Source organism: Streptomyces fuscichromogenes (assembly GCF_014645815.1).
GTDB lineage: Bacteria > Actinomycetota > Actinomycetes > Streptomycetales > Streptomycetaceae > Streptomyces > Streptomyces fuscichromogenes.
In genome coordinates this window covers 232,309-249,800 of the sequence record NZ_BMML01000010.1, presented here as the reverse complement: position 1 = coordinate 249,800, position 17,492 = coordinate 232,309, and the positions used below count along the sequence as shown (strand labels likewise).

16 protein-coding genes are annotated in these 17,492 nt (G+C 69.5%); 11 read left to right on the top strand and 5 right to left on the bottom strand.

Features of this window, described 5'->3' with window-relative positions; all coding sequences use genetic code 11:
- Positions 1-138 precede the first annotated feature (138 nt).
- Positions 139-1,410, bottom strand: a complete 1,272-nt coding sequence (locus IEZ11_RS23440) for a sugar ABC transporter permease (RefSeq protein WP_189264807.1) — start codon at positions 1,408-1,410, stop codon at positions 139-141.
- Positions 1,411-1,415: 5 nt separating this feature from the next.
- Complete coding sequence (locus tag IEZ11_RS23435; RefSeq protein WP_189264806.1) at positions 1,416-2,195, bottom strand: ATP-binding cassette domain-containing protein; 780 nt, start codon at positions 2,193-2,195, stop codon at positions 1,416-1,418.
- Positions 2,196-2,822: 627 nt separating this feature from the next.
- On the opposite strand from IEZ11_RS23435, the gene IEZ11_RS23430 reads away from it, so the two are divergent.
- Entirely contained in the window at positions 2,823-3,926 is a 1,104-nt protein-coding gene (locus tag IEZ11_RS23430; RefSeq protein WP_189264805.1) for a sugar ABC transporter substrate-binding protein, read from the top strand.
- Between the two features lie 40 nt (positions 3,927-3,966).
- Here the strand turns inward: IEZ11_RS23430 and IEZ11_RS23425 are convergent, their stop codons facing one another.
- Positions 3,967-4,728 (bottom strand): hypothetical protein, encoded by a 762-nt coding sequence (locus IEZ11_RS23425; protein WP_189264804.1) that lies wholly within the window; start codon positions 4,726-4,728, stop codon positions 3,967-3,969.
- A 118-nt stretch (positions 4,729-4,846) separates the two neighbouring features.
- On the opposite strand from IEZ11_RS23425, the gene IEZ11_RS23420 reads away from it, so the two are divergent.
- Positions 4,847-5,749 (top strand): tRNA (adenine-N1)-methyltransferase, encoded by a 903-nt coding sequence (locus IEZ11_RS23420; protein WP_089103073.1) that lies wholly within the window; start codon positions 4,847-4,849, stop codon positions 5,747-5,749.
- A 214-nt stretch (positions 5,750-5,963) separates the two neighbouring features.
- A complete protein-coding gene (locus IEZ11_RS23415) occupies positions 5,964-6,545 on the top strand; it encodes a hypothetical protein (RefSeq protein WP_189264803.1) in 582 nt (193 codons plus the stop codon).
- A gap of 55 nt (positions 6,546-6,600) precedes the next feature.
- Here IEZ11_RS23415 and IEZ11_RS23410 read toward each other — a convergent pair whose 3' ends face one another.
- Positions 6,601-6,906: a ferredoxin gene (locus IEZ11_RS23410; protein WP_189264802.1), complete on the bottom strand. Its 306-nt coding sequence runs from the start codon at positions 6,904-6,906 to the stop codon at positions 6,601-6,603.
- Between the two features lie 526 nt (positions 6,907-7,432).
- Between IEZ11_RS23410 and arc the strand changes: the two genes are divergently transcribed.
- The 6 genes from arc (at position 7,433) to prcA (ending at position 13,590) form a co-directional block, all read left to right on the top strand.
- Complete coding sequence (gene arc / locus IEZ11_RS23405) at positions 7,433-9,199, top strand: proteasome ATPase (RefSeq protein ID WP_189264801.1); 1,767 nt, start codon at positions 7,433-7,435, stop codon at positions 9,197-9,199.
- 244 nt (positions 9,200-9,443) lie between these two features.
- Entirely contained in the window at positions 9,444-10,955 is a 1,512-nt protein-coding gene (gene dop / locus IEZ11_RS23400) for a depupylase/deamidase Dop (RefSeq protein WP_373294957.1), read from the top strand.
- A gap of 189 nt (positions 10,956-11,144) precedes the next feature.
- Positions 11,145-11,363: a ubiquitin-like protein Pup gene (locus IEZ11_RS23395; protein ID WP_189264917.1), complete on the top strand. Its 219-nt coding sequence runs from the start codon at positions 11,145-11,147 to the stop codon at positions 11,361-11,363.
- 308 nt (positions 11,364-11,671) lie between these two features.
- Positions 11,672-11,965: an endonuclease VII domain-containing protein gene (locus IEZ11_RS52235; RefSeq protein ID WP_308426487.1), complete on the top strand. Its 294-nt coding sequence runs from the start codon at positions 11,672-11,674 to the stop codon at positions 11,963-11,965.
- Positions 11,917-12,762, top strand: a complete 846-nt coding sequence (prcB, locus tag IEZ11_RS23385) for a proteasome subunit beta (RefSeq protein ID WP_189264799.1) — start codon at positions 11,917-11,919, stop codon at positions 12,760-12,762. Before IEZ11_RS52235 ends, prcB begins: the two co-directional genes overlap by 49 nt.
- A gap of 69 nt (positions 12,763-12,831) precedes the next feature.
- Entirely contained in the window at positions 12,832-13,590 is a 759-nt protein-coding gene (gene prcA / locus IEZ11_RS23380) for a proteasome subunit alpha (RefSeq protein WP_189264798.1), read from the top strand.
- 70 nt (positions 13,591-13,660) lie between these two features.
- On the opposite strand, the gene IEZ11_RS23375 is transcribed toward prcA, so the two are convergent.
- Entirely contained in the window at positions 13,661-14,677 is a 1,017-nt protein-coding gene (locus tag IEZ11_RS23375; RefSeq protein ID WP_189264797.1) for a LacI family DNA-binding transcriptional regulator, read from the bottom strand.
- An 88-nt stretch (positions 14,678-14,765) separates the two neighbouring features.
- On the opposite strand from IEZ11_RS23375, the gene IEZ11_RS23370 reads away from it, so the two are divergent.
- Positions 14,766-16,025, top strand: coding sequence for an MFS transporter (locus IEZ11_RS23370; protein ID WP_189264796.1), 1,260 nt, complete (start codon positions 14,766-14,768; stop codon positions 16,023-16,025).
- Positions 16,026-16,034: 9 nt separating this feature from the next.
- Entirely contained in the window at positions 16,035-17,396 is a 1,362-nt protein-coding gene (pafA, locus tag IEZ11_RS23365) for a Pup--protein ligase (protein WP_067429457.1), read from the top strand.
- The last annotated feature ends 96 nt before the right edge of the window (positions 17,397-17,492 follow it).

Sequence of the window (17,492 nt, the reverse complement as noted above, 5' to 3'; positions counted from 1 at the left end):
TCCCCGAACGCCTGCCGTCTCCCCCTCGGACACATGCCCCCGGCCGACACCAAACTGTCTCATTTTCCAATATACCTGGACGGGATTCCATACCTGCCCGGCCTCGCCCCACATACGTTTTGCGCTTGCGCCCACGTGTCAGGCGCGCCCGTGCGCCTGCTGCGTGTGCCGGGACAGCGAGTCGATGACCACCGCGGCGAAGAGCACCCCGCCCGTGATCACCAGCTGGACGGCGGTGGGCGTGTCGGTGAGGGCCATGCCCGAGGCGATCGACTGGATGACCAGCATGCCGAGCACCGCGGACCAGGCCGAACCGCGTCCTCCGTACAGGCTGGTGCCGCCGATGACGGCGGCGGCGATGGCGTTGAGCAGCAGGACGCCGGAGCCGGAGTTCTGGCTCACCGACGTGATGCGCGAGGCCAGGAACAGGCCGCCGGTCGCCGCCAGGGTGCCGGAGACCGCGAGCACGGCCGTCTGTACGCCGGTCACACCGAGGCTGGCGCGACGGGCCGCCTCGACGCTGCTCCCCAGCGCGTAGACCTGCCGTCCGTAGTGCGTGCGCCGGAGCACGATGTCGAGTCCCGCCACCGTGGCGAGGAAGATCAGCAGTGCCAGAGGCAGGCCCTGGAACTGGTTCAGCAGATAGGCGCAGCCGAACCCGATCACCGCCACTGCTCCTGTGCGTATCCCGATGGTGTGCAGCGGGCGGTGTGGCATGCCGAGGGTCATGCGGCGGCGCCTGTCCAGGTAGGAGGCGGAGAAGACCAGCGCCGTGGCGAGTGCCGCCACCGCGTAGGCGACGCCGACATCGGTGAAGTAGTAGCTGGTGAGGTGGGCGATCAGTCCGTTCTCGTCGAGGTTGATGGTGCCGCTGGCGCCGAGGATGACGAGCATGAGGCCGTTCCATGTCAGCAGTCCGGCGAGGGTGACCACGAAGGCCGGCACCCGGGTCCTGGCGATGGAGTACCCCTGGACGGTTCCCGCCACGGTGCCCGCCAGCACGGCGACGATCAGGGCGAGCCATTCCGGCACGCCGCTGTTGACGTTGAGCACCGCGAAGACCGCGGCGGCGAGCCCGCTGATCGAGCCGACCGACAGGTCGAGTTCACCGAGCAGCAGCACGAAGACGATGCCGACCGCGATGAAGCCCGTGCCCACGATGTCCACGCTGAGGTTGGACAGGTTACGGGGCGAGAGGAAGGTGGAGTTCAGGCACTGGAAGATGATCCAGACCGTGGCGAGGACGAGGGTGACGGGAAGGCAGCCGAGCTCACCGGCGCGCAGCCCGCGCCGCCGGACGGCGATCCAGCCCGCCACGGCACGGGTTATGGCCCGCCCGGCACGGCACCGACGGGCTTTCGCGGCAGCTGTCGTGGGATCGGCCCGCGTCTCGTCCGGCATGTCACGCATCCCTTTCACCACTCGGCCTCGCGGTGTGCCGGCCGGCGGGGTGCGTTGTCCGTGGCGCCCGTGATGGAGGAGATGATCTGCTCCTGGGGGGTGGTGCTCACCTCGAAGAAGCCGTTGTTGCGGCCGAGCCGCAACACGGCGGCCCGGTCCGCGAGGGCCTTCACATCGCCCATGCTGTGGCTGATGAGCAGAATCCCCAGGTCGTGGTCGCGGAGACGGTCGACGAGGTCGAGGACCTCGGTGGCCTGCTCGAACCCCAGCGCCGCGGTCGGTTCGTCCAGAAGAAGCAGGCGCGGGTCGCCGAGAAGCGAGCGGGCGATGGCGACGGTCTGCCGCTGGCCACTGGACAGTGACACCACGGGACCGCGCAGATCGGGGACGCTCCGGGTCAGGCGCTCCAGCAGCTGCGTGCTGCGGCGCTCCATCTCCACCTCGTCGAGGAAGCCGAACCTGCGGATCTCTCGTCCGAGGAAGAGGTTGCCGACGACGTCGAGGTTTCCGCACAGCGCCAGGTCCTGGTAGACGGTGGCGATGCCGAGGTCCCGGGCCGCCTGGGGACGCCGGATGTGCACGGGGCGGCCCTCCCACTCGATGCTCCCCTGGTCCGCGGGCGCGACCCCGGAGATCACCTTGACCAGGGTGGACTTGCCGGCTCCGTTGTCGCCGAGCAGGGCAAGGACCTGACCGGCGTGGATCTCCAGCTCGATGTCCCGGAGGACCTCGACGACGCCGAAGCGCTTGCACACGCCGCGCAGGGCGAGCAAGGGGGGCGGCAAGAGAACCATCTCCTTCCCGGGCCTTCGGCCGGCCGGTCCCGCCTGTCAGGTCAGCCCGGCCCTGTGGCGCTCTCCCGGGAGCGGCGGGGGCGGATTTGTCACAGGCACCGGAGTGGGCAGCGCGGCCGGAACCTCCGCGCCGCTGCGGGTTCTCACCCGCCGGGTGGCCACCCCGCCGAGGCGCTGACCACGGGCGGCGGCCACGGCCATGGCGCCGCCGACGGCAGCCTCGGGCCCCGACGGCTTGCAGACGGTGGAGCGCCGCGACTGCAGACGCGGTGCAGCAGCGTGGCCTGCCGGAGTGGGGCGGGGTTCCCGCCGACACTCGCCCGGACCAGGCGAAAGTCGCAGAACGACCACCTCGCCAGTCTGACACCGGCCACGGTGAACTGCGAACCCGGTGCCGCGTTGCCGACGTGATGTCGATATTTCCGGTTCGCCCCACTATGCGATTCTGGTAGAGGGGTCACCAGTGGTAGCCGTGTCGGCACCCCGGCACGGACGGGAGGTGGATACGGACATGCCTGCGGACTGGGGGCCGGCCGGCGGCAAACAGGTGTGCGGCGAGACGGCGGTACCGCGTCGTGAACCGGCTTCTGCGGGCTCGGAACCGGGTCCCGAGGACGGGGCCCGACCATGACGTACCGTGGCCGGTTCGTGACGTCTCGCGCGCGGTATGCCGTCGGCGTGCTCGTCGCGGGCCTGCTGACCATGCCTTCGGTCGCCTGCACAGGGGGCGGGCCAACTGCCGCGGACAGCTTCACCGTCGGCCTGCTGCTGCCGAGCCGGGTGGTGCCACGCTGGGAGAAGTCCGACAGGCCGCTGATCGAGCAACAGGTGAAACGGCTCTGCCCGCACTGCAGCGTCACCTATGCCAACGCCAACGACGACTCGACGGTCCAACGGCAGCAGATGATCGCCATGATCACCAAGGGGGTCAGGGTCTTCGTCCTCGGCACCACCGACAACCGGGCGCTGCGCTCCACCGTCCAGGAGGCGCACAACGCGGGCGTCCCCGTCGTCGCCTACGACAGGCTCGCCGAGGGACCGATCTCCGGCTACGTCAGCTTCGACGGCGTACAGGTCGGAACACTGCAGGGCCGGGCTCTCCTCAAGGCCATGCACGCTCCGCCCGAGGGCGGGACCATCGTCATGATGAACGGCGACCCGACCAGCCCCAACGCCGCGTGGTACAAGAGGGGCGCACTGTCCGTCCTGCGGGGCGAGGTGAGGATCGGCCGCTCCTATGACACCCCGGGCTGGAGCACCGACAACGCGAATGCCAACATGACCGCCGCCATCTCGGCCCTGGGACCGGGCCGGATCGACGGCGTCCTGGCCGCCAACGACGCCATGGCCGCAGGCGTCGTCTCCGCACTCAAGAGCGCCCACGTCAGGCACCTTCCACCGGTCACCGGCCAGGACGCCGACCTTGACGCGGTGCGGCGCATCGTCAGCGGCGAGCAGACCATGACGGTGTACAAGTCCTTCCGCGCGGAAGCCGAAGCGGCCGCCGCCATGGCCGTCGCCCTGGGCCGCGGCGAGAGCCTGCGCACCATCGCCACGACGACGACCGACAGCGCCACCACCCACCACATCCCGTCCGTACTCCTCACCCCGGTCGCCGTGACAACCGCCAACATCAAGCAGACCCTCGTCAAGGACGGCGTGTACACCATCACGCAGATCTGCACACCGCAGCTACGGGCCGCCTGTGCGAAGGCAGGGCTGACTCCGTAGCCGGACCGGGACCGGTGCGAGGAGGCCTTGCAAGCGGGGCTCAACTGCTCCGGGCCTTGGCGGGTGCCCGCTGCCGTCGCCGGAGGGCGATCAGCGGCGCCGACACGGCCACCGCGAGCGCCACGGCGACCGGGGCCACGGCCTGCCACGGGACACGGAGCAGAAGCGCGCCGTAGGCCCAGCCGAGCCCGGCGACCAGCACGACGCCGGACAGCCCCCGGCCCAGCAGGCGCCAGGTCCAGGGCTCCGGCCGGCCCGGCCGGACCAGCCGCACCAGGCCGAACCACCCGCCCAGTACGGCCAGCAGAAGCGCCGTCACGCCGAGCCCGGCGAACATCTGCGGTTCGTCGCGCGGCTCGTCGGCGGTGGCCTGCTCGTCGTCGTACCGGATGAGCCGCATCACCGCACCGCGCCAGACGACGCCGTCGACCCTGTCCCCGGTCCGGAGCTGCCGCAGCACCGGCCCCGGTGCGCCGAAGGCGACCACACCGTTCCCGTACGGGGCCCCGGACAAGGTCGCCTCGAAGCGCACGTGCCGCCGCGGTGCCAGGCCCCCCTGCTCGTCGACCACCGTGTCCCGCACCGTGAAGGTGACGGTGCGCAGGCAGTCCTCCACGGGCCCGGCCGGCCCGGACCCCGGGCAGACCGCGGCCGTACGGTACTCCCGGTACTCCCGCACCGTGGCCGGCAGCAGCACGGCGAACATCCAGCAGCCGGCGTACGCCGCCACCACGGCCCCGATCAGCAGCGCCAGGCCCGGCCCTCGTGACCGGCCGCTGTCCGCTCCGCCCCCGTCCGCCATGACCCGCCCCTCCCCGTCCGCCGGCCGCTCAGGCGTCACCGGGCATGGACGCCACGGCGCCGCGAGGCGGTTCCGCACCGTGGTCGGGGCCCTCCGCAAACCCCGGTAGGCTGTTCACATGTCCGAACCGACCGGTGCCGCCCGCAGGCGCGGGCCCTTCAAGGTCGGGGACCAGGTACAGCTGACCGACCCCAAGGGCCGCCACTACACGTTCACGCTCGAAGCCGGGAAGAACTTCCACACCCACAAGGGCTCCTTCCCGCACGACGAACTGATCGGCGCTCCCGAGGGCAGCGTTGTCCGCACCACCGGCAACGTCGCCTACCTCGCGCTGCGCCCCCTGCTCCCCGACTACGTCCTGTCCATGCCCCGCGGGGCTGCCGTCGTCTATCCCAAGGACGCGGGGCAGATCCTGTCCTTCGCCGACATCTTTCCCGGCGCCCGCGTCGTCGAAGCCGGTGTCGGCTCCGGTTCGCTCAGCAGCTTCCTGCTGCGCGCCATCGGCGACCAGGGCATGCTGCACAGCTACGAGCGCCGCGCGGACTTCGCCGAGATCGCCCAGCAGAACGTCGAGCGCTACTTCGGCGGCCCGCACCCCGCCTGGCAGCTCACCGTCGGCGACCTCCAGGACAACCTCTCCGACACCGACGTCGACCGTGTCATCCTCGACATGCTCGCCCCCTGGGAATGCCTGGAGGCCGTCTCCAAGGCGCTCGTCCCAGGCGGCATCCTGTGCTGCTACGTCGCCACCACCACCCAGCTGGCCCGGACCGTCGAGTCCATCCGTGAGATCGGCTGCTTCAACGAGCCGACCTCCTGGGAGACGATGATCCGCAACTGGCACGTGGAAGGCCTCGCGGTCCGCCCCGACCACCGGATGATCGGCCACACCGGCTTCCTGCTCACCGCCCGCCGCCTCGCGGACGGCGTCGAGCCGCCCATGCGCCGCCGCCGCCCCGCCAAGGGCGCCTACGGCGAGGACTACGACGGCCCGAACGCCGACGGCGGCGCCGGCCGCTGAGTCAGCCCCCCGCCGCCCCGTCAACGTGCGAGCGCCGTGGCCGAGTTCCCGGGACCTCACCGGAACTCGGCCGCGGCGCTCGCACGTTGACACCAGCACAGGACCGCGGAACCCACCGCCCGCGAAAGCCCACCCCGCCGTTCCCTCCCCGCTGTGACGTGTGGCACGATGCAGGCCACCCCCACCGGCACAGGCCTCACAGGAGACACTCCTAGTGCAGCAATCCGTGGTCCCGGAGCTCGCTCACACCGACACCCGCCCCATGCACTGGCTGGCCACCGCCGCTGCCGTGGCCGGCGTCGTCGCTCTGTCGTCCCTCTTCCAGCCGGGCTCGGCCAGAGCCGCCCAGCCCGCTGCCGGGACCGAGACGAAGTCCGCCCCCGTGGCCGCCGCGCCGCCCAGTACCGCCGGCGTGGACTTCCCTCTCGACTGTGGACCCGTCAAGGAACTGGTCGTGAAGAAGGCCACCGGTGACCTCGACGGCGACGGCAGGCCGGAGACCGTGGCGGTGGTCCACTGCGATTCGGCCATGGGCACCCCGCCCGACGGCGTCTACGTCCTCACCCAGGCCGCCGGCGCCACCAGCCCGCGCGTCGTCGCCACCCTGGTCGATCCCAAGGAGCGGCTCACGGTGACCGACTTCGCCGTCGCCGGGAAGACGGTCACCGCCACCATGCTCGGCTATTCCTCGGACAATGTGCCCAGTTGCTGCCCGGACCTGAAGTCCAGCGCCAAGTGGCAGTGGAACGGCCACGCGTTCGTCCGCTCCACCCCCGCGGCCGCCCACAGCGTCTGACAGCCGGACCGGCCCGGCGGGCCGGGCGCCGACGCCACGCGGAGTGGCCGGAAAGTCACTCCGCGTCCGGCCCGTACACCTCGACACGGTCCGCGACCCGGCGCACATGGATGCACTCGCCCGGACACTCCCGCGCCGAGTCCACCACGTCCGTGAGCAGCGGCAGCGGCACCGGCACCGTCGCGCCCTTCGCCACGAGCAGCTCGTCGTCCGAGCCCTTCACATAGGCCAGGCCGTCGATGTCCAGCTCGAACACCTCCGGGGCGTACTGGGCGCAGATCCCGTCCCCCGTACACAGATCCTGGTCGATCCAGACCTCGAGCGCGTCACCGTCGGCCAGGGCCTCCTGCTGCACGGTCATCTCTCCTGCCGTCGAAAGCGCCGGACCGCAGGACCCGGGGGTCACCCGGTCCCGCCCCGGCGGGTGTTGAACGCCCTCGACCCTACCTCCGGCCCATGGCCGCCCGCGCACCCTCCCGGAGCGCTCTCCGTAGCGTTCCGCGCCCGCGCGCACGGCGCGTTCCGCCGCACGGGACGGCGGCGTCCGGCCACCGGATCGATCGACTTCAGCCAACCGGCGACCCGCCTCCGCGAACACGTACCACATCCGACCGGTCGCTCTGTGTAAGAAATCCATCACCGGGGCACAACACCTGAACCGGCATCGGAGCGGACAACTCCGGTCAGTCACGAAGGGTTTTGACCACTCCGGGCCCGGAACACGCGGCTTCTTCATCGCGTTGAGTGGGTATCCACCCGGCACGAGGGAGAACGCGATGGGTGACCGACGACACACCTTGACAGTCTTTGTGATCTAGGGGTTTCAATCGACACCCACCCAGGTAGGGTCTGGAAGCGTCCAGCTCCCCTTGGAGGAGGTGAGGACCGTGGCAGCCCACGACGACGACATGAACCGCGGCATCCGCCCGGGACGAGGGTCCGACGACCCGTCCGAGCAGATCGCCTATCTTGAGCAGGAGATCGCCGTCCTGCGACGCAAGCTCGCCGACTCTCCGCGACACACGAGGATTCTCGAAGAGCGGATCGTCGAGCTACAGACGAACCTGGCCGGCGTGTCCGCCCAGAACGAGCGACTCGCGAACACCCTCCGTGAGGCCCGCGACCAGATCGTGGCCCTCAAGGAGGAGGTCGACCGACTCGCACAGCCGCCGGCCGGCTTCGGTGTCTTCCTCACGGCGAACGAGGACGGCACCGCTGACATCTTCACCGGCGGCCGCAAACTGCGGGTGAACGTCAGCCCGAGCGTTGACCTGGACGACCTCAGGCGCGGCCAGGAAGTCATGCTCAACGAAGCGCTCAACGTGGTCGAGGCCATGGAGTACGAGCGCGTCGGCGACATCGTCACCCTCAAGGAGATCCTGGAGGACGGCGAGCGCGCCCTCGTGCTGGGGCACACCGACGAGGAGCGGGTGGTGCGGCTCGCCGAGCCGCTGCTGGACGTCACCATCCGTCCCGGCGACGCCCTGCTGCTCGAACCCCGTTCCGGCTACGTCTACGAGATCGTTCCGAAGAGCGAGGTCGAGGAGCTCGTCCTCGAAGAGGTCCCCGACATCGGCTACGAGCAGATCGGTGGTCTCGGCGGCCAGATCGAGGCCATCCGCGACGCGGTCGAGCTGCCCTACCTCTACCCGGACCTGTTCAAGGAGCACGAACTGCGCCCGCCCAAGGGTGTGCTGCTCTACGGACCCCCCGGATGCGGAAAGACGCTCATCGCCAAGGCCGTCGCCAACTCGCTGGCCAAGAAGGTCGCCGAGGTCACCGGCCAGGCCCAGGGCAAGAGCTTCTTCCTCAACATCAAGGGCCCCGAGCTCCTGAACAAGTACGTCGGTGAGACCGAGCGGCAGATCCGCCTGGTCTTCCAGCGCGCGCGGGAGAAGGCCAGCGAGGGCACCCCGGTCATCGTCTTCTTCGACGAGATGGAGTCCCTCTTCCGGACCCGTGGCTCCGGTGTCAGCTCGGACGTGGAGAACACCATCGTCCCCCAGCTGCTCGCCGAGATCGACGGTGTCGAAGGCCTTCAGAACGTGGTCGTCATCGGCGCCTCCAACCGCGAGGACATGATCGACCCGGCCATCCTGCGCCCCGGCCGTCTCGACGTGAAGATCAAGATCGAGCGTCCGGACGCCGAGGCGGCCAAGGACATCTTCGGCAAGTACCTCACGGAACGCCTCCCGCTGCACGCCGACGACCTCGGTGAGCACGGCGGCAGCAAGTCGGTCACGGTCGAAAGCATGATCCAGACGGCCGTGGAACACATGTACGCCGAATCCGAGGAAAACCGCTTCCTGGAAGTCACCTACGCCAACGGCGACAAGGAAGTCCTCTACTTCAAGGACTTCAACTCCGGCGCGATGATCGAGAACATCGTCGGCCGCGCCAAGAAGATGGCGATCAAGGACTTCCTCGACCACAACTCGAAGGGTCTCCGCGTCTCCCACCTCCTCCAGGCCTGCGTGGACGAGTTCAAGGAGAACGAGGACCTGCCCAACACCACCAACCCCGACGACTGGGCCCGGATCTCCGGAAAGAAGGGCGAGCGGATCGTGTACATCCGTACCCTCATCACCGGAAAGCAGGGCGCGGACACCGGACGCTCCATCGACACGGTGGCGAACACCGGACAGTACCTGTAAAACGCAGGGCGGCTGCGGGTGCCCTCACCGGGTACCCGCAGCCGACTGTTTTTCCGGCCAGAACCGGAACCGAGGCGAGCAGGGCAATGACGCAAATGATCTCCCCACCGGCGCAGAGGCGTTCTAGGCTCTTTCCTACCGCCGAGTCGCGCAGTGCGGGGACGGGCACCGCACACGCACCGGAGCGCCAGCGGTACGCGAGCGCAGCCCACGACCGAGGGCTCCGCCGGGCAAGGAGGGCCGCATGACCGTACGGCGAGTAATGGGCATCGAGACGGAGTACGGGATCTCCGTCCCCGGCCACCCCAACGCCAATGCCATGCTCACCTCGTCCCAGATCGTCAACGCCTACGCGGCGGCGATGCACCGGGCCCGCCGGGCCCGCTGGGACTTCGAGGAGGAGAACCCGCTGCGGGACGCCCGGGGCTTCGACCTCGCACGGGAGGCCGCCGACGCCAGCCAGCTCACCGACGAGGACATCGGCCTCGCCAACGTGATCCTCACCAACGGCGCACGCCTCTACGTCGACCACGCGCACCCCGAGTACAGCGCTCCCGAGGTCACCAACCCCCGCGACGCCGTCCTGTGGGACAAGGCCGGCGAGCGCATCATGGCCGAGGCCGCCGAACGGGCCGCCCAGCTCCCCGGCGCCCAGCCCATCCACCTCTACAAGAACAACACCGACAACAAGGGCGCCTCCTACGGCACGCACGAGAACTACCTGATGAAGCGGGAGACCCCCTTCTCGGACATCGTGCGCCACCTCACCCCGTTCTTCGTCTCCCGCCAGGTCGTCACCGGCGCCGGCCGGGTCGGCATCGGCCAGGACGGCCACGAGCACGGCTTCCAGCTCAGCCAGCGCGCGGACTACTTCGAGGTCGAGGTCGGCCTCGAGACGACCCTCAAGCGGCCCATCATCAACACCCGCGACGAACCCCACGCGGACGCGGAGAAATACCGCCGCCTGCACGTGATCATCGGCGACGCGAACCTCTCCGAGATCTCGACCTACCTGAAGCTGGGCACCACGGCCCTGGTGCTGTCCATGATCGAGGACGGCTTCATCGCCGTGGACCTCGCCGTCGACCAGCCGGTACGGACGCTGCACCAGGTCTCCCACGACCCGACGCTCAAGAGGCTGGTCACCCTCCGCAGCGGACGCACCCTCACCGCGGTCCAGCTCCAGATGGAGTACTACGAGCTGTCGCGCAAGTACGTGGAGGAGCGCTACGGCGCCGACGCCGACGACCAGACCAAGGACGTCCTCGCCCGCTGGGAGGACACCCTCAACCGCCTGGAACACGACCCGATGAGCCTCTCCGGGGAGCTCGACTGGGTCGCCAAGCTGGAGCTCATGGAGGGCTACCGGCGCCGTGACGGCCTCGACTGGGACGCCGCCAAGCTGCACCTCCTGGACCTCCAGTACGCCGACGTGCGGGCCGAGAAGGGCCTCTACAACCGTCTCGCGGCCCGCGGGCGCATGAAGCGGCTCCTGGACGAGGCCGACGTGGAACGGGCCCGTACCAGCCCGCCCGAGGACACCCGGGCGTACTTCCGCGGCCGCTGCCTGGAGCAGTACGCCGACGACGTCGCCGCGGCGAGCTGGGACTCGGTCATCTTCGACCTGCCGGGCCGCGACAGTCTCCAGCGCGTCCCAACCCTGGAACCGCTACGCGGAACGCGAAATCACGTCAAGGAGCTCCTGGACCGCTGCCGCACCGCAGAAGACCTGGTCAGGGTCCTCTCCGGGGGCTGAACGGGGATCCGGAGCGCACCGGGCGACCGGGGTCAAAACCCCGGCGCCCGGGAATCATCGAGGTGGCCCCCGTACGTTGGAGAAACTGCGGGGCCGATGTCGGACCCGGCTTGTAGGGTCTGATCATCACCGATCGGCAGGAAGCCGACCTGTCGACCCATGACGGGCGAACTGAGCGGGGTGAAGGTTATGGCAACCAAGGACACCGGCGGCGGACAGCAGAAGGCCACGCGCTCCACGGAGGAGACCGAGGAGCAGGCGGCCGAGTCGCAGGCCTCGGAGGACCTCAAGGAGCGGCACGAGAAGCTGAGCGACGACGTCGACTCGGTTCTTGACGAAATTGACGATGTACTCGAGGAGAACGCAGAGGACTTCGTGCGCTCATTCGTTCAGAAGGGCGGCGAGTAGCCTTCGAATCGAAGGTGGCGGGGGCGCTAGGGGTGGCAAGTCAAGAAGGAGTTAAGCGCTGCGTGCGGTGTGGGGAGCATAAGCCGCACGCAGCGTTTGATCGCAAGCGGTCGAATCTGGATGGGTTGCAGCGCCATTGTCGGGGCTGCGGGACTAGCTACCACTGCCCAGCCCCGGAACAGCCGAGCGTCACACGCGTGCCTGAGGGACACAAGCGTTGCCGTGGGTGCGGTGAAGTGAAACCGCACAGTGAGTGGCACCGAAAGGGCGATGGCCTTGCCAGTCGCTGTAAGGCCTGTAGGGCGGCGATGGCGCCTGCAGAGCATCTTCGACGCAGTTACGGGCTCAACGAAGCCGAACGCGACGAGTTGATCGCCTCCCAAGGCGGCGTCTGCTGTATCTGTCAATCCGCCCCCGCCGTGCACGTGGATCACTGCCATAAGACGGGTAGGGTCCGAGGCGTACTGTGCTTCAACTGCAATTCGGCCATCGGTCTGTTGAGGGACAATCCCGAGACGATCAACCGAGCTGCCGACTACCTGGAAGGAAACGCGTGGAAGCCAACACTCGTAGCACCGGGCGTCTACCGGCTGCCTTCCTGACGCCTGGGTCCTCTTCGTTCATGGACTTTCTTGCCGACCACCAGCCGGAGATGCTGCCCGGCAGGCGGCAGTTGCCGCCCACGCAGGGCGTGATCGAGGCGCCGCACGGGACGACGATCGTGGCGGTGACCTTCCCCGGAGGGGTCGTGCTTGCCGGTGACCGCCGGGCCACGATGGGCAATGTGATCGCCCAGCGGGACATCGAGAAGGTGTTCCCGACCGACGAGTACTCGGCCGTCGGTATCGCCGGCACCGCCGGTCTCGCCGTGGAGATGGTGAAGCTCTTCCAGCTGGAGCTGGAGCACTTCGAGAAGGTCGAGGGCGCCCAGCTGTCGCTGGAGGGCAAGGCGAACCGGCTGTCGACGATGATCCGGTCCAACCTCGGTATGGCCATGCAGGGGCTGGCGGTCGTGCCGTTGTTCGCCGGGTTCGACGTGGACCGCGCCAAGGGGCGGATCTTCTCGTACGACGTGACGGGCGGTCGTTCCGAGGAGCACAACTTCTCCGCGACGGGCTCCGGCTCGATCTTCGCGCGCGGTGCGATGAAGAAGCTGTTCCGTGACGACCTGACCGAGGAGCAGGCGACCACACTGGTGGTGCAGGCTCTGTACGACGCGGCCGACGACGACTCGGCGACCGGTGGTCCCGATGTCGCCCGCCGGATCTACCCGATCATCACCGTGATCACCGAGGACGGGTTCCGCCGTCTCACCGACGACGAGTCCGCCGAGCTCGCCCGTGCGGTGCTGGCGCGCCGGCTGGAGGAGCCGGACGGCCCGCGCGCGGCGCTGCTCTAGCGCGTCGGCGCTCTTGTCAAGGTGATCCCAGTGACTTCGACGGAACCCTAAGGAAGGGGACGGATACCGGTGTCGACGCCGTTCTATGTCTCACCTCAGCAGGCCATGGCGGACCGTGCCGAGTACGCCCGCAAGGGCATCGCGCGTGGTCGCAGCCTGGTCGTGCTCCAGTTCGCCGACGGCATCGTGTTCGTCGGCGAGAACCCGTCCCGCGCGCTGCACAAGTTCAGCGAGATCTACGACCGGATCGGTTTCGCGGCCGCCGGCAAGTACAACGAGTACGAGAACCTGCGGATCGGCGGGGTGCGCTACGCCGACATGCGTGGTTACACCTATGACCGTGCCGATGTGACGGCCCGTGGTCTGGCGAACGTGTACGCGCAGACGCTGGGCACGATCTTCTCGTCGGCGGCGGAGAAGCCGTACGAGGTGGAGCTGGTCGTTGCCGAGGTGGGGGAGACCCCGGAGGGTGACCAGATCTACCGGTTGCCGCACGACGGCTCGATCGTGGACGAGCACGGTTCGGTCGCGGTCGGCGGCAACGCGGAGCAGATCAGCACCTATCTGGACCGTGAGCACCGGGACGGGATGACCCTCGCGGAGGCCCTGAAGCTGGCCGTCACGGCTCTGTCGCGGGAGTCGAACGGCACGCAGCGGGAGATTCCCGCCGAGCGCCTGGAGGTCGCGGTGCTGGACCGCACGCGTCCCCAGCAGCGCAAGTTCAAGCGGATCGTCGGCCCGCAGCTGGGCCGGCTGCTGGAGGCGGGCGGCGCGGCCACGGCCGCCGAGGCCGAGGGGGCCGAGGAATCCGGCGGCGACGTCGAGTAACCATGCGTGTCAGCCCGGCTTCGCGCGCCCCGTCCGGTGAGCACCGGACGGGGCGCGGGCGTCCTGCCGCCTATGACGGCCCTGGCGGTGCCGTGGAGCCGCGTACGACCAGTTCCACGGGGATGTCTCCGCGCTCCGGTTCCCGGCCGTCCAGGACGGCGAGCAGGGCCCGCATGCCGCGTTCGCCGAAGAGCTCCGCGTCCAGCCGCACGGTCGTCAGCTCGGGGTCGATGGCGGTGGCCAGGGCGAGGTCGTCGAGGCCGGTGACGGAGATGTCGTCGGGGACGCGCAGGCCGCGGCGGCGCAGCGCCTTGTAGGCGCCGGCGGCGAGTTTGTCGTCGTCGCAGACGAGGGCGGTGGGCCGGGGGCCGGGGGCGGCGAGGGCGGCCTCGGTGGCGGTGCGGGCGCCTTCGATCGAGATCGGGGCGTGCACCGTGCGTACCGAGGTGCCGGGTACGCCCGCCGTGCGGGCCGCCAGCTCGCGCGTTCGTACCTCGAAGGTCCAGGACGCGATGTCCGCGGCCAGGTGCAGGAAGCGGCGGTGGCCGAGGCCCAGCAGGTGGTCGGCGACCTGGCGTACGCCGTCCGCGATGTCCAGGTTGACCGTGGCGGCGCCCAGGCTGCCGTCCGGGTCGCTGTCGAGCATGACGAGCGGGAGCTGGTCGCCGCGGATGGCGGTGAGGGCGTCGGCGGCCATGGAGGAGGCGATGACGCCGTCGAGGGCGGCCTGGGCGGAGGCGAAGGGGTCGCGGGCCGGGCCGATGCCCTCGGGGGAGGGGTAGAGGACCACGCCGAAGCCGTGTGCGGAGGCGACGCGGGCGGCGCCGGTGTAGACACCCGCGAAGAACTCGGTCGTCAGTGCGGGGACGACCAGGAGGACGGTGCGGGTGCGGCCGAGGCGGAGGTTGCGGGCGGCGAGGTTGGGCCGGTAGCCGAGGTCGCGGGCGGCTTCCCGGACCCGTTCGGCGGTGGCTTCGGAGACCCGGCCGCGCCACTTGTCGCCGAGCACGAGCGACACGGCGGCCTGGGAGACGCCGGCGGCCTGGGCGACGTCGCGGCTCGTCGGTCGCGTGCTGCTGGGTGGCACCGGGGGTGGGCTCCTTCGTCTGGACGTGTGAACAGCGCACATGGTACGTATGGGAGACGGGGTTATACGTAAAACGTGGAGGTGGGACATGGCCGCGGGATACCTGGAGATCCTCCGGACGAGGCACGCGGCCCGGCTGCTGACGGGGACCCTGGTGGGCCGGCTGCCGAACGCGACGGCCGCCCTGGCGATCGTGCTGTTCGTGCGGGCCGAGGGCGGCACGTACAGCCTCGCGGGGGCGCTCGCGGCGGTGTACGGCGTGGCCAACGCGGTCGGCCAGCCGCTGCTCGGGCGGCTGGTCGACCTGTGCGGGCAGCCGCGGGTCCAGCTGCCCGCGGCGCTCGCGTCGGCCGCCGCGATGGCCGTCTTCGCCTTCGCGGGCACCGGGTCGCTGCCGGTCGCCTACGCGGCCGTGGCGGCGGCCGGGCTGTGCGTGCCGCCGTTGGAGGGCGGTCTGCGTGCGCTGTGGCCCAGTGTCCTGGGCGAGGGCGACCAGGTGCACACGGCGTACGCGATGGACGCGGTGGCGCAGGAAGTCATGTTCACCCTGGGGCCGTTGCTGGTGACGTTGTGCGTGTCGCTGTGGTCGGCGCAGGCGGCGCTGCTCGTGGTGAACGTGATGGGGGTCCTCGGGGCGCTCTCGGTGGTGGTCTCGCCGCCGTCGCGCGCGTGGCGTTCGGCGCCGCGCGAGGCGCACTGGCTGGGCGCGCTGCGCTCGTCCGGGCTGCTGGCCCTGCTGGGTGCGTTCCTGTTCGTCGGGGTCGCGATGGGTTCCATCACGGTGGCCTCGGTGCCGTACGCGGACGACCACGGCGGTGACGTGGTGTACGGCTGGCTGATGGCGGCTCTGGGGCTCGGGGCGCTGCTCGGCGGCTCGGTCTACGGGGCGCGGCGGTGGACGGGCGAGCCGGCGCGGCGACTGCGGGCGCTGGTGGCCCTGCTGGCGGTGTGTTACCTGCCGCTGATGCTGATGCCGGATGCCGTGGCCATGGTGTTGCTCACCGTGCTGGCCGGGGTCTTCCTGGCGCCGGCGATCGCCTGTGCGTTCGTGCTGGTGGACCGGCACGCGCCGCGCGGCACGGTCACCGAGGCGTTCTCCTGGCTTGTGACGACGTTCACGGTGGGCGCGTCGGTGGGAACAGGCCTGGCGGGCCCGGTGGTCGAGGCGGGCGGGGCCCTGTGGGGGTTCGCCGTGCCGGGCGTGGCCGGGGGCGTGTCGTTGCTGGTCCTGGCGGTCACCGGACGGGTCCTCGCAGCTCCCGGTAGGGGTGCGGTGGTTGCGGTCGGTTCGGAAAATGATCCAAATCGTGCTGCCGAACCCCGTTTCAGCTCAGGGGATCGGGCGTAATGTTCAGTCATGGACCGCCGCATTTTCGGGCTGGAGAACGAGTACGGCGTCACGTGCACGTTCAGGGGACAGCGCCGCCTGTCGCCTGACGAGGTGGCGCGGTACCTCTTCCGCCGTGTCGTGTCATGGGGCCGTAGCAGCAATGTCTTTCTGCGGAACGGCGCCCGGCTCTATCTCGACGTGGGCTCACATCCGGAATACGCGACACCCGAGTGTGACAATGTGACCGAACTGGTCACCCACGACAAGGCCGGCGAGCGCATTCTCGAAGGACTGTTGGTGGACGCCGAACGACGCCTGCATGAGGAAGGAATCGCGGGCGACGTCTACCTTTTCAAGAACAACACGGACTCGGCGGGCAACTCCTACGGTTGCCACGAGAACTATCTGGTGGCGCGGCACGGGGAGTTCTCCCGGCTCGCCGACATTCTCATTCCGTTCCTGGTGACCCGGCAGCTGCTGTGCGGCGCCGGGAAGGTGCTCCAGACGCCGCGTGGTGCGGTGTACTGCGTGAGCCAGCGGGCGGAGCACATCTGGGAGGGCGTCTCCTCGGCGACGACCCGTTCCCGGCCCATCATCAACACGCGCGACGAGCCGCACGCGGACGCCGAGCGCTACCGCCGGCTGCACGTCATCGTCGGCGACTCGAACATGTCCGAGACGACCATGCTGCTCAAGGTCGGCGCCACCGACCTGGTGCTGCGCATGATCGAGGCGGGCACGGTGATGCGGGACCTGACCCTGGAGAACCCGATCCGGGCGATCCGCGAGGTCAGCCACGACATCACGGGCCGGCGCAAGGTGCGCCTGGCCAGCGGCCGGGAAGCCTCCGCGCTGGAGGTGCAGCGGGAGTACTACGAGAAGGCCGTGGACTTCTGCGAGCGCCGCGGTATCCGCACCGGCACGGTCGAGCAGGTGCTGGAGCTGTGGGGCCGGACGCTGGACGCGATCGAGGCCGAGGACCTGGACCGGATCGGCACCGAGATCGACTGGGTGATGAAGTACCAGCTCATCGAGCGGTACCGGGCCAAGCACAACATGACCATGTCTCATCCGCGAGTGGCGCAGATAGACCTCGCTTATCACGACATCCACCGTCGTCGGGGTCTGTATTACCTGCTGGAGAAGAAGGGTCAAGCCGCGCGGATCTGCAATGACTTGAAGATCTTCGAGGGCAAGTCGGTGCCGCCGCAGACGACTCGGGCGCGGTTGCGCGGTGACTTCATCCGGCGGGCCCAGGAACAGCGGCGGGACTTCACGGTCGACTGGGTGCATCTCAAGCTCAACGACCAGGCACAGCGCACGGTGTTGTGCAAGGACCCGTTCCGTTCCGTCGACGACCGGGTGGAGAAGCTCATCGCCGGTATGTGAGCGTTCGCCACACAACGCCACACGGGCGCCGTACGTTTTCCGTACGGCGCCCTTCGCACGTCGTAGAGTTGCGCGCACGCCATCCGCAAGATCGAC

What these genes read in the sequence shown, in the direction of transcription:
- IEZ11_RS23440 (WP_189264807.1), bottom strand. Translation starts at nt 1,410, where the DNA reads ATGCGTGACATGCCGGACGAGACGCGGGCCGATCCCACGACAGCTGCC.
- IEZ11_RS23435 (WP_189264806.1), bottom strand. Translation starts at nt 2,195, where the DNA reads ATGGTTCTCTTGCCGCCCCCCTTGCTCGCCCTGCGCGGCGTGTGCAAG.
- IEZ11_RS23430 (WP_189264805.1), top strand. Translation starts at nt 2,823, where the DNA reads ATGACGTACCGTGGCCGGTTCGTGACGTCTCGCGCGCGGTATGCCGTC.
- IEZ11_RS23425 (WP_189264804.1), bottom strand. Translation starts at nt 4,728, where the DNA reads ATGGCGGACGGGGGCGGAGCGGACAGCGGCCGGTCACGAGGGCCGGGC.
- IEZ11_RS23420 (WP_089103073.1), top strand. Translation starts at nt 4,847, where the DNA reads ATGTCCGAACCGACCGGTGCCGCCCGCAGGCGCGGGCCCTTCAAGGTC.
- IEZ11_RS23410 (WP_189264802.1), bottom strand. Translation starts at nt 6,906, where the DNA reads ATGACCGTGCAGCAGGAGGCCCTGGCCGACGGTGACGCGCTCGAGGTC.
- dop (WP_373294957.1), top strand. Translation starts at nt 9,444, where the DNA reads ATGACCGTACGGCGAGTAATGGGCATCGAGACGGAGTACGGGATCTCC.
- IEZ11_RS23395 (WP_189264917.1), top strand. Translation starts at nt 11,145, where the DNA reads ATGGCAACCAAGGACACCGGCGGCGGACAGCAGAAGGCCACGCGCTCC.
- IEZ11_RS52235 (WP_308426487.1), top strand. Translation starts at nt 11,672, where the DNA reads ATGGCGCCTGCAGAGCATCTTCGACGCAGTTACGGGCTCAACGAAGCC.
- IEZ11_RS23370 (WP_189264796.1), top strand. Translation starts at nt 14,766, where the DNA reads ATGGCCGCGGGATACCTGGAGATCCTCCGGACGAGGCACGCGGCCCGG.
- pafA (WP_067429457.1), top strand. Translation starts at nt 16,035, where the DNA reads ATGGACCGCCGCATTTTCGGGCTGGAGAACGAGTACGGCGTCACGTGC.